The sequence below is a fragment of the Ignavibacteria bacterium genome (assembly GCA_016873775.1).
In the GTDB taxonomy this organism is placed as follows: domain Bacteria; phylum Bacteroidota; class Ignavibacteria; order UBA10030; family F1-140-MAGs086; genus JAGXRH01.
In genome coordinates this window covers 70,025-86,224 of record VGWC01000001.1, presented here as the reverse complement: position 1 = coordinate 86,224, position 16,200 = coordinate 70,025, and the positions used below count along the sequence as shown (strand labels likewise).

Below are 16,200 nucleotides of genomic sequence, written 5' to 3'. Positions count from 1 at the left end.
GATTGCACGTATTCCCCTTTCCACTTTTTCTCGAACGTAAAGATGATATTGGATATCTTCCATCGTACAATTTTCGGGAAGAGTTTTAATAACATTTATTGCTTGTTCTTTGATACTCATATTTTTTAACATTAAATGTGAAAATATTTTAGTTCGTTTGTGTAATTGAATTTTTCCTATACACTACCTTCCCTCCCACTATCGTCATCTCAACTTCCGCATCGAGAATTTCTTTTTGCGGAACGCGCATTATGTCTTTGGAAAGAATCGTAAAGTCGGCAACTTTACCTCCTTCGATTGTTCCTTTCCAATCTTCTTCAAATGCCGCATCTGCTGCCCAAAACGTAAATGCTTTCAATGCTTCGTCTCGCGTCATTTTTTGCGAACCATACCAACCGTTTTCGGGATAATTATTTTGAGCGGCGCGAGTGCAAGCAGCGAAAAATCCTAAAATCGGATTCGGACTTTCAACGGGAAAATCAGAACCGCCGGCAATGAGCATTTTCGTATTCAAAATCGAGCGCCACGCATACGCAAATTTCACGCGCTCGCTTCCCAATCGCTCTTCCGCCCAATACATATCAGATGTTGCGTGCGTTGGCTGCATACTTGGAATTACTTTCAATTTTCTGAAACGTGGAATATCGCTCGGCTCAAGAACTTGCGCATGTTCAATTCGAAAGCGTGGAGGATTTCCTTTGTAATTTTTCAAAACATTTTCATACGCGTTCAATACGATATGATTTCCTCTATCGCCAATAGCGTGTGTGCAAACTTGAAATCCTTTTTGCAACGCCGTTGAACAAATCTCCTCGATATTTTTTTCACTCAGCATTGTTAATCCACGATTCGTTTTATCATCGGAATATGATTCAATCAGTGCTGCTCCGCGTGAACCTAATGCTCCATCGGCATATATCTTAATCGCACGAACTGTTAATCTATCGTGATAATTGATGAGCGGACCATAATAGAAAAAAGAATCCCACATCTCTTTTTGCTCGTTGTTCAGTGAATCTTGAGGATGAGAAATTGCAGCATAAATCCGCAACGGCAATGCATCGTTTTTTATAAGTGATTCGTACGCTTTCAATACTTTTAAATCCACACCCATATCGTGAACTTCCGTAAGTCCAAGTTTTACACATTCATTGACAGCGAGTAATATTGTGTTTTGAATTTCATCATCAGATTTTTCCGGAATAATTTTTTCAACCAAATTTATTGCGTTGTCAATAAAAACTCCTGTTGGATTTCCGTTTTCATCTTTCACAATATTTCCTCCTTCGGGAATTACCGTAGATTTAGAAATTCCCGATAATTCCAAAACATTGTTATTCACCCAGATTGCGTGACCGTCAATTCGTGTGAGAACAACAAACTTTTTTCCGCTAACTTCATCAAGGATGTGATGCGAAGGAAAACTTTTTTCGCTCCAATCATTTTGGTCCCATCCTCTTCCAAAAATCCAATCGCTTTCCGTTTCCGAAATTTTTTTCTGCACTATATCTGCAACTTGTTCCGCCGATGTTGTTCCGACAAGATTCAATATTTGCAACGCATTTCCCAAACCAAGTATATGAGCATGCGCGTCAATTAATCCCGGAACAATTGTTTTTCCTTGCAAATCGAGCGTGTCGTTTGTTCGGTAATGTTTTAAAATATATTCGTTGGTTCCAACTCCAATAATGTTATTGCCGGAAATGGCTATTGCTTCCGCTGTCGGTTGCTTATCGTTGCACGTATAAACATTTCCATTGATAAATACAATCGAAGCGTGTTGTTGAACATTCATAAGGAAATAATAATACGCCATTATGCCAATGACGACAAAAAGAATACTTAAATATCTTGGTTTCATCTGTTGAATTGAGAAAAAGGTTCTGTTTTTTTTTGGTGAAAAATATACTAAAAATCGAAGGAGGATTTTTCTCTTGATGTTTTTTTTCCAAAACATTTTTTTAATAGATTTTCGCCCGCAAAATTATAGAATGGTACGTTCTTTCTTTCGCATTTTCACAATTCTTGTTCACGTATTTTTTGTCCCTGCTGTTATTTTACTTTTTCTTCCTTTCGACAAAAAAAGAAATTTTTACAAAGCGGCATCAAAATTTTTTGGGAAACAACTTGTGAAAATTGCAGGAATACAACTTGAAATTGTTGGTAGAGAAAATATTGATTTTTCTGTACCGCATATTTACATTTCCAATCACGCGAGTATGTTCGATATTCCATGTGTGCTTGCGGGAATTCCCGATAATATCGGATTTGTGTATAAACAAGAGTTACATTGGATTCCGTTTTTCGGACTTGGATTAAGGTACGGAAAAATTCATACGCCGATTCATCGTACCAAAGGAATGTCCGCAATGGAAAGTTTGGATGTGGCAGCGCAACGAATTAAAAACGGCGGCTCGATTTTACTTTTTGCCGAAGGAACGCGAACGAAAGATGGAAAACTTCAATCGTTCAAACGCGGACCATTTTATCTTGCTGTTCGAAGTGGTGTTCCCGTTATTCCATTAACGATAAACGGAACATTTAAGATTTTACCGAAGAAATCGTTTCGCATTCAATCGGGAAACGTAACATTGATTTTAGGAAAACCAATTTCCATTCCGCAAACTCAGGATAAAGACGCAGAAAAAAAATTGATGGAAGAAGTTCACAAAGCGATTGAAGAACATTATGTTGAACAATGATTTGAGATTTGAGATTTGCGATGTGAGTAATGCGGTTACAAACTTTGACAATCACTTGAACCCTTGACCACTTGAATCCTCGAACACTTTATTTTATGGTAACAAAGAACGACGTTGACAAAATAGCTCAACTTGCTCGATTAGAATTTTCTGAAAATGAAAAAGTGAAGTTCACAAGCGAGTTCAACAGCATTTTGAAAATGATGGACAAGTTGAATGAACTCGACACAACAAATATTGAAACGTTAACGCACGTACTTCCATTGCAAAATGTTTTTCGAGAAGATGGGGTGAAAGCAAGTTTTCCTCGAGAAGAAATTTTAAAAAACGCTCCGTTGGCAACAGAAGAATTTTTCAAAGTTCCGAAAGTAATTGGATGATTTCGGATTGTAGATTTCACACGGAAGTTTTGCAATATCCATAACATCGCAATTTACGAATTACGATTAACTATTTATGAAAAAATGTCTCACGAAAAAATAATCGGAATTATTCCTGCACGATTCGGTTCAACACGATTACCGGGAAAACCACTCGTTGACCTTTGCGGTAAAACGATGATACAACGCGTGTACGAAGGCGCACTCAATTCACAACTGTTGGAGAAAATAATCGTCGCAACAGATGATGAACGCATTGCCGCAAAAGTGATGAGTTTTGGCGGAACTGCAATGATGACGCCGGAATTTCTTCAGTCGGGAAGCGATAGAGTTGCATACGTTGCCAATGAATTTCCGAGCGCACAAATTGTTGTCAATATTCAGGGAGATGAACCGTTTATGCGCGGAGAAATTATTGATGAAACGATTGTTCCGATTCTTACAAATTCTTCCATTCACGTTTGCACGCCGATAAAAAAAATTGAAACGACTGAAGAATTGTATTCGCCGGGAACGCCGAAAGTTATCGTGGATAACAATTTCTTTGCGCTATACTTTTCGCGACTTCCTATTCCATTTGTGATGAAAGATATTCCGACAAGAGAAACGCAAAAATATCTTCCATATTTCAAACATCTCGGATTGTACGCATATCGCGCAAATGCATTGCAGCAATTCACAATTCTTCCGCGCACGGAACTGGAACAAGCAGAAAGTCTGGAACAATTGCGTATGCTGTATTATGGATGGAAAATAAAAACTGTTGTTACAACGTTTGATTCGATTGCCGTTGATACGTTCGCGGATGCTGAATTAGTGAGAGAACGTTTGCGTAACAGTTGATTTCTTTACAACATTTTATATTCAAATACGCCGGCAATTGTCGGCGTTTTATTTTAATTTTCATTTATGAAATCTGAAACTTCAACAAAATTTATTTTTATTTCCGGTGGTGTTGTTTCATCGTTAGGAAAAGGAGTCGCTTCCGCTTCACTTGCGCTCTTACTCAAATGGCACGGACTTCGTGTAACAATTCAAAAATTTGACCCGTACATCAATGTAGATGCGGGAACAATGAATCCATTTCAGCACGGTGAAGTTTTTGTTACCGACGATGGCGCCGAAACCGATTTGGATTTGGGACATTATGAGCGTTTCCTCAACATTGATATGCGAAAAGAAAACAACACGACCACGGGACAAATTTACAATGAAGTAATTCAACGTGAACGTCACGGGGATTATTTGGGGGCAACGGTGCAAGTTATTCCGCATATCACCGATGTCATAAAAGAACGTATCAGTCAACTTGCAAACAGTAACGAGTACGATGTTGTCATTACGGAAGTTGGCGGAACTGTTGGTGATATTGAAGGACTTCCATTTCTTGAAGCAATACGACAATTTACTTTGGAACGCGGAAGAAAAAATTCACTCAACATTCACGTTACGCTTGTTCCATTTATCAAAGCAGCGGGCGAATTGAAAACAAAACCGACACAACATAGTGTAAAAGAATTGCAAGAAATCGGCGTAAATCCCGATATCATTATTTGTAGAACGGAACATCACCTCGATTACGATTTGAAAAAGAAAATTGCATTATTTTGCAACGTTGAACCGATCGATGTTATCGAAGGACACGATGTAAATTCAAGTTATGATGTTCCTGTTGCATTGTTCGATGAGCGACTTGCGGAACGTGTACTCGACAAACTGGAACTTCGCGCAAAACAATCTCCGAACAAACAACTTTCCGAGTGGAAAAAATTTCTTCACTATATTAAATACCCGAAACATCGTGTAACGATTGCCGTTGTTGGAAAATACACTGCATCTCCTGATGCATACAAAAGCATCAATGAAGCGTTTATTCATTCCGGCGCCGCAAACGATACGCGTGTTCTATTGCAATGGATACGCGCAGAAGATGTTGAAGAACAAGGAGCAGAAAAATTTTTGAAAGATGTTTCAGGTTTGCTTGTTCCCGGCGGTTTCGGGGAGCGTGGAATCGAAGGAAAGATTCAGGCAATTCAATTTGTACGCGAACGCAAAATACCGTTTCTCGGAATTTGTCTTGGATTACAAACAGCAGTTATCGAATTTGCGCGCAACGTTTGCGGTATGAAAAATGCACACAGTTCTGAATTCCGAAAATCTACATACAATGTTATTGATTTGCTCGAAACGCAAAAAACAGTTAAACAAAAAGGTGGTACAATGCGTCTTGGAGCAAACGAAATAACACTGAAAAAAAATTCGCTTGCATTTTCATTGTATCAATCAAGGACAATTTCAGAGCGTCATCGCCACCGATACGAAGTGAATAATAAATTTCGGAAGCAATTGGAACAAGCAGGACTTATTTTCAGCGGAGTTTATAAAGAGAATGATTTAGTTGAAATTATTGAAGTCGCTTCACATCCGTTTTTTATTGCCGGACAATTTCATAGCGAGTTGAAAAGTAGAGCAATGAAACCGCATCCTATGTTTCAAGGATTTGTTCGTGCTGCAGTTACGTTTCAAAAATTGGTATGAATTTATTTTTTTGCAGAATCTCGTTGTTTTATTTTTATCATTATTGTAGATTTCAAGTGAAAAATCACTTTCATTATTATTGTAGCAATGTTCATTTATTTCTTCATTTTTCTCTTGCTTTTAAATAAGAATACCTTTGCAGAAGATTTATACATCGGTTCTCCTGCACGCGATTTTACGCTTGATATTGCTACGAAAGATACAATCATTCGTGGCGGGTTCACGCTTTCAAAACATATCGGAAAACAACCGATTGTGCTTGCGTTTTATCCTGCGGATTGGAGCGATGGATGCACAAAAGAAATGTGTACAATGCGCGACGATTTTACTTCTCTTAAAAACCTGAATGCGATTCTTTTCGGCATCAGCGGTGATTATGCGTATTCGCATCGCGAATGGGCAAAAGAACTCGACCTTCCGTTTGCGCTACTCAGCGACCACGAACATACCGCAGGGAAACTCTACAACAGTTACGATAAAAAAAGCGGTTATAACAAACGCACGATTGTTGTTATTGACACGGCGGGAACTATTGCTTACATTGATATGCACTATTCGCCTAAGGATTCACAATCGTTCAATAAACTTAAAAAAGCATTGCTAACTATTCACTAATTTTTTCAATTGTATTTTCAACAAGAATATCGTTTATGAAATACCTGAAATATTTTTTCTTTGTTGCGGTTCTCATATGTTTTTCACTACGTTCGTTTTCACAAATTACCATTACTGCTGTAGATAGCGGAGCATGGAATGATGCGACGAACTGGAGTACGGGAACTATTCCGACACTCAACGACAATGTAATTATTCCCGTTACTTCGCCTAATAACGATACGATTACCATTTACATTCCTGCAATTTATACAGCGCAATGCAATAATTTAACGGTGAATGGAACAAGCGGAACACGATTGAATTTTCGCGCTTCCGGTATCATTGAGATCTACGGAAAATTAGAAAGCGATAATACCATTCCCGGATTATCGTTAATTGACAATACTACGGATACAGACCAAAAATCAAAAGTAGTCTTCAAACGCCAATCTTCCGGTGTTATCATCGGAACAAACTGGTGGGCGGGTTTGTATCGTCTCCGAGTTGAAATCAATGTTCCTTCCAATGTCGAAGTTACAAGTTCAACTGATGTAAAATTTATGCGACTGATTGTTACAAGCGGAACATACAACGTCAGCGGAAAAGATTTACGCATTGATTCCAACGGATTGAGCAATACGGGACATTTGTACGTCAACAGCGGCGCAACACTGAAAGGAGTAAAACATTTATCACGTATTTCTACGTACACACAACGGATGAGTTCAATCATACTGTATGGAACGTTAGAAATTGACAGCACGATAGCAGTGAACACGATGAGAATTCGTTCCGGTGGCAATTTAAAATCGAGTTGCCCTACTACAGTGTTTACTGCTGCGCCAACGTTCGACTTATCTGCAGGGAGTTTATTGGAATATGCAAGAAACGGAGACCAAAATATCTGGCCCAACATCACCTATAGCGGGTTGAAAATAAGCGGAACAGGAACAAAAACGATTGGATCGGGAAATTCGATTACTATCAGCGATTCGCTAGTTTATAGCGGAACTTCTGTCATCGGAACAACAGGAACGTTGAATCGCGGAACTAATATGTGGCTGGTGTACGCTGGAAGTGCGTTGCAAAATACTTCAACGGAATTACTCGCGGCAACTCCGCGTTTGAAAATCAGTAATCCTACTTCTGTAACTCTTGACAAATCTATCATTCTTTCTCGTGAATTATGGTTGCAAAGCGGAACACTTTCTACTGCTACCAATTCGGTAACAATTTCTTCAGGAGCAATAATCACACGAACTTCGGGAAAAATGAACGGAACGTTTTCTTTTCCCGCTTCTTATACATTAGTATATAACAATGCAGATTCTCTTCTTACCGACAACGAACTTTCGACAACATCGGTAAGTCGTTTGTTTCTTAACTCGCTTTCTGTTGTTGCATTGAACAAAAATTTGACCGTTACCGGATTATGTTCATTGAAAAACGGAAGACTTAATCCACTCGCAAAAACGTTAACTATCGAGAACGGAGATTCACTTTTTGCAATAAACGGATATGTTGACGGAACATTAAACGTTAATATTGCGACTCAGGGAACAAAATATTTTCCTGTCGGTACCAGTAACGGTTATTCTCCAGTAACAATGAATTTCACTTCTCTCATCGGAAACGGAACTATTTCGGTAAAAACAACTGCGCAAACTCATCCTAACACGCAATTTTCCGACAGCGTAATAAAACGATATTGGACAATTTCAAAAAGCGGCAACATTTCTTCATTCAATGCAAATCTTACTTTTAAGTATATAGAAAGTGATTTGTACTCAGGGGTAGTAGAAAGTAATCTTCTTGTAGGTAAATACGATGCTCCTTCGTGGACATTTCCCGTGGCGGGTGAAAACGATGATATCAACAACTTATTACTCATTGACAGCGTTTCGTCATTTTCTGATTTTACTGCAGGGAAAAGTATTCCTGCATACATTGGTTATCCTATTGCGCGAATAAATGGAAAGAAATTCAACGATTTGGATTCCAACGGTATATTCAATGTTGGAGAACCAGGACTTTCCGGATGGACAGTTTTTACGAATGGACTTTTGTCTTCCGACACTTCTACAACGGATGCGAACGGGAATTATGTTCTCGAAAATTTATACGCAGGAATTTATTCCGTCGGAGAAATTCTACAACAAAACTGGACACAAACCTATCCTCCATCGGGAACACACACGCTTTCGCTTCGTATGGATTCCGACACAACAGATATCAATTTCGGCAATGTTCATTCCGGTTCTATCAGCGGATATGTTTGGAACGACATCAATGGTAATGGTATTCGTGATGTAGGAGAACAAGGAATTGCAAATATCTGGAAAGTAAAAATTTTGGGAACGCTCATTAGCGGCGGTATCAAAAACGATTCTACATTAACAGATGATAACGGAGATTATCTTTTCACGAATCTTCCTCTTGGAAATTATATTGTAAGCCAAGAAGTGAAAAGCGGATGGAAAAAAAGTTTTCCCGGCGGAAACGGAACATTTGCTGTTTCAATTCTCAGCAACACAAACGTAACCGAGAAAAATTTCGGCAACTTTGAATTGGGAACAATCAGCGGACACAAATTTGAAGACGTCAATGGAAACGGCGTAAAAGATATTGGAGAACCGGGAATTGCTGAATGGACAATACATATTTCCAGCGTTTCTTCTGCTTCTGTTCTTACTGACCAAAACGGAAATTATACATTTTCAAATCTTGACCCCGGAGTTTACAACGTTGTTGAAGAAATTCAAAGCGACTGGACACAAACATTTCCTCCTACGCAAAAATACACTGAAACAATCGAAAGCGGTTCTCATCTTGTCGGAAGAGATTTTGGAAACTATAAAAACGGAATTATCACCGGAATGAAATTCAACGATTACAACGGAAATGGCACCTTAGATGCGGGTGAACCTGCACTGCAAAACTGGACATTCTATCTTGCCGGAACAATTGCTGATACTACAACATCGGATGCGTTGGGAAATTATACTTTTTCTTCACTCCCCATCGGGATATATTCTGTTTCAGAACAATTACAAAACGGATGGAAGCAAACGTTTCCCCTGGAAACTTCTTATTCCGTATCGGTGCTCAGCGGAACTGTTGCAAGCAATCGCAACTTTGCAAATTTCAATCTTGGTAGTATTGCCGGCGTTGTCTTCAACGATATTGACGGCAACGGCGTAAAAGACGTCGGCGAATCGGGAATTCAAGATGTTGAAGTGCAATTGAATAACGATATTATCACTCAATCAAATGCAAACGGCGAATATATTTTTTCTCAACTTGAATATGGTGTATATACTGTTTCCATCAGCGTAACTCCGGGAAATATTCAAACGCTTCCGGAAAATAATTTCCCGTACACCATTACTATCAAAAGCGGTTCACATTCTATCAATCGAGATTTCGGATTATTCAAACTTGGTTCAATTTCGGGCATAGCGTTTAATGATATCAACGGAAACGGCTCAAAAGATGCGGGAGAAAATGTTCTTGCAAACTGGAACATAAAATTAAACGGACCGCAAAATGATTCCGTTGTAACAGATGCAAACGGCGCATTTACGTTTCAAAATTTACGAGGCGGAAATTATACCGTTTCAGAAGTTCTGCAAAACGGTTGGTACCAAACGTCACCTGCAGGAGGGGTGTTCAATATTACAATGACAAGCGGATTCAAAGTTACCAGTTTGCAATTTGGAAATTATCTTCTTGGTTCTATCGCCGGCTCTGTATTCAATGATGTTAACAGTAATGGAACAAAAGACGTTGGTGAACCTGGTATTTCAAACTGGAATTTGCGCACCAGCGGATTGAAAGCGGAAACAACAGCAACGAATGCAAATGGCGATTATGTTTTTCAGAATCTCCGTATCGGAAATTATACGGTTTCTCAAATACTTTCAAACGGATGGTTTCAAACACTTCCTGCAAACAACGGAACATTCGCTATTTCCGTTACAGCAGGATTACATTCAAACAACAATACATTCGGTAATTTTCAATACGGAATTATTTCGGGAAAGATATTTGATGATATCAATGCAAACAGTGTCAAAGATGCAGGAGAACCCGGAATTGTAAATTGGAAAACAAAACTTACCGGAACGAAAACTGATTCGACAGTAACTGATATAAACGGAATCTATACGTATAATACTCTCGTTCTCGGAAATTATCAAGTGAACCAAGTTGTGCAATCAGGATGGATTCAGTCGTATCCCGCAAACAATGGATACGCAATCGCAGTTGTTAGCGGAACCAATGCTTCAACTTCCGATTTTGGAAATTACCGTCTCGGCTCTGTTTCAGGTACAAAATTTGAAGACGTCAACGGTAACGGAATTCAAGAAAACGGTGAACCTATTCTTGCAAACTGGAAAATAAAACTCAGCGGAATAAAAACCGATTCAGCAATTACAGACGTAAACGGAAATTATTCGTTTATCAATTTACAAATTGGACAATACGCTGTTTCAGAAGTTCTTCAAAACGGATGGGTGCAATCGCTTCCATCGGGCGGAACATATTCCATTTATATAACTTCCGGTTTGCATATAACTGGAAAAAATTTCGGAAATTACCGTGTCGCATCTATAAGCGGAAGAAAATGGAACGACGTAAATGGTGATGGTATAAAAGGTGATGAAGAACCGATTCTTGCAAACTGGAAAATAAAAATTTCCGGTCCCAAAAATGATTCGACAACAACCGATGCCCTCGGAAATTATACGTTTCAAAATTTATTTGTCGGAACATATATCGTTTCTGAACAATTGCAAAATGGATGGAAGCAAACGTTCCCTGAAAACAACGGCACTCATTCTGTTACGCTTGTCAGCGGAGAAAATGCTACGCAAGTCAATTTCGGAAATTTCAAACTCGGAATTGTTTCCGGAATTGCATTTAACGATTTGAATAATAACGGTATAAAAGATGCAAATGAAGCAGGATTAGAAAACTGGAAAATCAAATTAAGCGGTACTAAAATTGATTCCATCCTTTCTGAAGCAAACGGAAATTATTCCTTCTCGGGTTTAACTGTTGGCAATTATACCATTACAGAAGAAATGCAAATCGGATGGATTCGTTCTTCTCCGCAAAACGGAACTCACAATATTTCCATCTCGAGCGGTTCGATTATTACTGGACAAAATTTTGGCAATCATTTGCTTTCTTCAATTTCCGGAACTGCTTACAATGATGTCAACGGAAACGGAACAAAAGACCCATCGGAATCAGGAATTCAAGGAATAAAAATTTATCTTGCAGGTCCGAAGCAAGATTCCGTTGTAACGAACGAAAACGGTTATTACATATTCTATTATGTCATAACGGGAACATATACGCTTTCGGAACAAACGCCTCTTGGATGGTTTATAACAGAACCAGAAGACGGTTCAACTTCACTTGCAATCAATAACGACGGAACAATTATCAACAACATCAACTTCGGTAATTTTCAATACGGAACTATCGGTGGAAATGTTTTCAACGATTTTAATTCGAACGGGACACGCGAACAAGGCGATACATTGCTTCCTGCGTGGTTAGTAAAAATCAGCGGACCAATTACTGACCAACAATTTACTGATGCAACGGGAAAATTTCAATTCAATAATTTACCTGTTGGAAATTATACTGTAAGTCAAGTTACGCAACAAGGATGGGTTCAATCTACTCCAGCAGCGCCGGGTACATTTGCTGTTTCGATTATAAGCGGCTCCATAGTTTCCGAACTTGAATTTGGTAATTTTCAATTAGGAAGAGTAACAGGGTATATTTTCAACGACATCAACGGAAACAACGCTGAAGATTTCGGCGAACCAAAAATTTCAAACTGGAAAGTCTATTTGCAAGGAACTTCAAAAACAGATTCCGTCCTTTCCGATTCTACTGGAGTATTTACGTTTAAAAATGTGTATCCCGGTGACTATACACTCCGCGAAGAAACCAAATCCGCTTGGGAGCAAACGTATCCGATTCTTTCCAACTATATGGTAACTGTTATGAGCGGAGCAACAGTAAGCGGAAATAATTTTGGCAATTTTCAATTCGGAAAAATTTCAGGAACGAAATTTAACGACGTTGATGGAAACGGCGAACGCGATTTTGAAGAATCCGGAATTCCCAATTGGACAATTTATATCAACGGTACGAAAAAAGATTCTGTTCTCACTGATGGCGACGGCAATTTTCAATTCATAAAACTTCCAAAAGGAACATACACTCTTTCAGAAAAACAACTTCTCGGATGGATCCAATCGTTTCCCCCTGAAACCACACATATTGTTTCAGTTATCAGTGGTACAAACAGTGTAGGAAAAGATTTCGGAAATTATCAACTTGGAACAATCAGCGGTTTTGTGTACAACGATTTAAATGGTAATGCTTCAAAAGATATCGGTGAACCGGGATTATCCGGGTGGACGGTAAAAATTTCCGGAACGGATACGGCTTCGAAAGTTTCCGATTTCAACGGAAGTTATACATTCACCAATCTTCTTCTTGGAAATTATACTATTTGTCATGTATTACAAACTGGTTGGACACAAACACAGCCGTTTAATGACGGATGTCATTCCGTCTTAATCAACAGCGGAACAATAGCATCAAACAGAAATTTCGGAAACTTCCAAAAAGCAAGTATTTCCGGTACGTTGTTTGAAGATAAAAATGGTAATTCTCTTAAAGACCCCGGCGAACCAGGCGACACAAACTGGATAATCAAAATCTCTGGTCCTTCGTTAAATGATTCAACGTTTACTGACAACAACGGTAACTATACATTTTCCGGCTTAAAATCCGGCACATTCATTGTTACGCAAACATTGCAAAACGGATGGTACCGAACTTTTCCCGAAAACGGATTCCATTCAGTTCAAGTGCAAAGCGGTTCTCAAGTTACTAATCGCCATTTTGGAAATTCTCAATTCGGTATTGTTTCGGGAACAGTTTTCAATGATATGAATGGGAACAGCACGCACGATTTGGACGAAAATATTTTTGCAAATTGGAACATTTTTTTAATTGGAACATTGAAAACAGATACGGTAACTACTAATGCAAACGGTTTCTATATTTTTAACAACGTAAAAATTGGAACATACATCGTAAAAATTGAAAAGCCGTCAAATATGTATGTTACCCTTCCTACATCTTCCGGCGAATACAATGTTGCAATACTCAGTGGAACAATCTTCACCGACAAAAATTTTGGAATATATCAACTTGGTGTTGTTTCCGGATTTGCATTTACCGATACAAACGGCGATAGCACGTATGATATCGGAGAACCATTTCTTGCAAACAGAAAAATCAGACTTTCGGGATTTGCCAACGATTCTACATTCACGAATGCAAACGGAGAATTTACATTTAACAAACTTCGCGTCGGAGAATACATCCTCACGCAAGCAGTTCCTCAAGGTTCGATGCAAACAATTCCTGCCTTTGCATATTCCGTTTCGATTATCGGCGGCTCTCTTTTTGAGCAAAAGAATTTCGGAAGTTTTGTTCTCGGTTCTGTTTCCGGTTTTGTTTTCAATGACGAAAACGCAAACGGACAATTTGATTTCGATGAACTTCCTTTAGCCAATTGGAAACTGAAAATTTCCGGCGCTTCCACTGATTCAACAGTTACGGATAACATTGGACAGTTTACGATACCTAATCTCAGAGGAGGAAATTACACTCTCGTTCAAATTCCGAAATCGAATTGGAAACAAACATTCCCGCAGAACAATCATTCATTTACGTTGACGAGTAATTTGCATCTTTCCGGAAAAAATTTCGGAGCATACGAACTCGGGATTATACGAGGAATGGTTTTTGACGATTTGAATGCAGATAGTACGTATAACGGAAACGATACAGGAATAGAAAACTGGAAAGTCGTGCTTTCTGTCGGAAGTCAAAAAGAAACGACGTACACTTCTGCAAACGGCGCGTATGAATTTATGCTCGTTGAGCAAGGTACGTACACCGTTTCGCAGGTTACAAAAACAAACTGGTCGCCAACATATCCTCCCGAAGGAACATACAGCGTTACAATTTCTTCCGGCGGTCAAATAGAAGAAGAAAAAAATTTCGGAAACTTCAAATATGGAAAAATTTCCGGAATGAAATTTCACGACAAAAATGGAAACGGAATACACGACTCGAATGAAACTGCGCTTGCAAATTGGAAAATAAAACTCTCAGGGAAAAAAATTGATTCAACGTTGACTTTTCTTGACGGCTCGTATTCGTTTTCGACACTTGTTCCGGGAAATTATACTGTGAGCGAAGAAATACAAAACAACTGGATACAAACGTATCCTGCTTTCAACGTATATTCGATTACCGTTACAAGCGGAACACAATCTGTTGCAAACAATTTTGGCAATTCCAAACTTGGTACTGTTACCGGAATGAAATTCTATGATGTCAACGGAAACGGAATTAATGACGGAAATGAAGTTGGACTTTCCAATTGGAAAATAGTTTTGATGGGAAGTTCAACTTCGGAAACGACATCAACAAATGCGAATGGAACCTATGCTTTCACAACAGTACGACCGGGAATATACAACGTAAAAGAAATCTTCAAACCCGATTGGGTACAAACATTTCCTGTTTCCGGATTTCATTCTATACTTTTCACAAGCGGAGATAGCATTGTCGGAAAAGATTTCGGCAATTCGAGAAATAGTTTATTGATTGGAAAAACATTTAACGACTTGAATAGCAACGGTGTTTTCGATAATGGAGAACCAGGAATCGCAAACTGGAAAGTGTATCTCTCCGGAAGAAAAACGGATTCGACGATTACCGATGGAAATGGAATGTATCAATTCAATAACAATCCTCCGGGAACGTATCAAGTTTCAGAAATAAAACGTTCCGGCTGGAAACAAACATTTCCTCCTTTCCCGGGAACATATTCTCTCTCGTTATCAGATGGACAAGACACGGCAAATTTGAACTTTGGAAATTTTCAATATGCAATTATTAGCGGAACAATCTATAATGATTTCAATGGCAATGGAATAATCAACTCCGAAGATATGCCATTGCAAGGATGGCGTGTTTATCTTTCAGGAGCATTTATGGATTCTACAGTAACTGATTCTGCTGGATGGTATTCGTTCATCAACTTGAATACTGGAACGTATTATGTTCGCGAAATGGTAAAACCCGAATGGTATAAAACTTCTCCAGCAGTGCCTCGATATACCGTTGAAATAGCCACCAGCGGTTCGACAGTTACCGAAAAAGATTTTTGCAATTTCAAATATGCAAAAGTCAGCGGCGAAGTATTTGCTGATTCGAACGGTAATGAATTTCGCGACCCGAACGAAAATGGAATTGCAAACTGGAAATTATATCTTTCCCAGGGTTTGCAAAAAGTTGATTCTGTTCTTACCAACGAACAGGGAACTTTCCTTTTCCATTCAGTGCGCTCTGGAATTTTCATATTAAGTTCGCAAACAAAACAAAATTATATTCAAACTTATCCTGATTCACCCGGAACATACATTTTTACTTCTACTTCAGGTTTTATCGATGATAACAACAATTTTGCGATACAGCCAATAGTTGGAGTTATCACAGGAGAACATATCCCGAAAGTATTCTCGCTTTCTCAAAATTATCCAAATCCGTTTAATCCTTCAACAACGATTACATTTACAGTCGAATCGGAAGGATATACAACGCTGAAATTGTTCAATATTCTTGGCGAAGAAGTTGCGGTTTTATTCAGCGAAACTGCTGAGCCTGGAAATCGTTACAACGTTCAGTTCAATAGCGAAAAATATGGAAGCGGTGTGTACATCTATCGCTTGGAAAGCGGAAAGAAAACAGCAATGAAAAAATTGTTGTTACTGAAATAAAACATTCAGCAACTTTTCACATTGAAAGAAAAAGATAACCCGTTTGAGAAAATTCTTGAACGGGTTTTGTGTTTTTGATAATAAAACGCA

7 protein-coding genes are annotated in these 16,200 nt (G+C 38.7%); 6 read left to right on the top strand and 1 reads right to left on the bottom strand.

The window, feature by feature from the left end; all coding sequences use genetic code 11:
- Window positions 1-148 precede the first annotated feature (148 nt).
- The gene (locus FJ218_00290) at window positions 149-1,957 is read right to left on the bottom strand and encodes an amidohydrolase (protein MBM4165362.1); all 1,809 of its coding nucleotides are present in this window, start codon (window positions 1,955-1,957) and stop codon (window positions 149-151) included.
- Here FJ218_00290 and FJ218_00285 point away from each other — a divergent pair.
- The 6 genes from FJ218_00285 to FJ218_00260 all read left to right on the top strand — a co-directional run bounded on the left by FJ218_00285 (window position 1,938) and on the right by FJ218_00260 (window position 16,110).
- Complete coding sequence (locus FJ218_00285) at window positions 1,938-2,702, top strand: 1-acyl-sn-glycerol-3-phosphate acyltransferase (GenBank protein ID MBM4165361.1); 765 nt, start codon at window positions 1,938-1,940, stop codon at window positions 2,700-2,702. The two genes, FJ218_00290 and FJ218_00285, sit on opposite strands and share 20 nt — an antisense overlap.
- A 95-nt stretch (window positions 2,703-2,797) precedes the next feature.
- On the top strand, window positions 2,798-3,082 hold the full coding sequence (gene gatC, locus FJ218_00280; GenBank protein MBM4165360.1) for an Asp-tRNA(Asn)/Glu-tRNA(Gln) amidotransferase subunit GatC: 285 nt from the start codon (window positions 2,798-2,800) through the stop codon (window positions 3,080-3,082).
- An 84-nt stretch (window positions 3,083-3,166) separates the two neighbouring features.
- Window positions 3,167-3,925, top strand: coding sequence for a 3-deoxy-manno-octulosonate cytidylyltransferase (gene kdsB, locus FJ218_00275; GenBank protein ID MBM4165359.1), 759 nt, complete (start codon window positions 3,167-3,169; stop codon window positions 3,923-3,925).
- A gap of 66 nt (window positions 3,926-3,991) precedes the next feature.
- Window positions 3,992-5,620 (top strand): CTP synthase, encoded by a 1,629-nt coding sequence (locus FJ218_00270; protein ID MBM4165358.1) that lies wholly within the window; start codon window positions 3,992-3,994, stop codon window positions 5,618-5,620.
- An 87-nt stretch (window positions 5,621-5,707) separates the two neighbouring features.
- Window positions 5,708-6,235 (top strand): redoxin domain-containing protein, encoded by a 528-nt coding sequence (locus FJ218_00265; GenBank protein ID MBM4165357.1) that lies wholly within the window; start codon window positions 5,708-5,710, stop codon window positions 6,233-6,235.
- 35 nt (window positions 6,236-6,270) lie between these two features.
- Window positions 6,271-16,110: a T9SS type A sorting domain-containing protein gene (locus tag FJ218_00260; protein ID MBM4165356.1), complete on the top strand. Its 9,840-nt coding sequence runs from the start codon at window positions 6,271-6,273 to the stop codon at window positions 16,108-16,110.
- The last annotated feature ends 90 nt before the right edge of the window (window positions 16,111-16,200 follow it).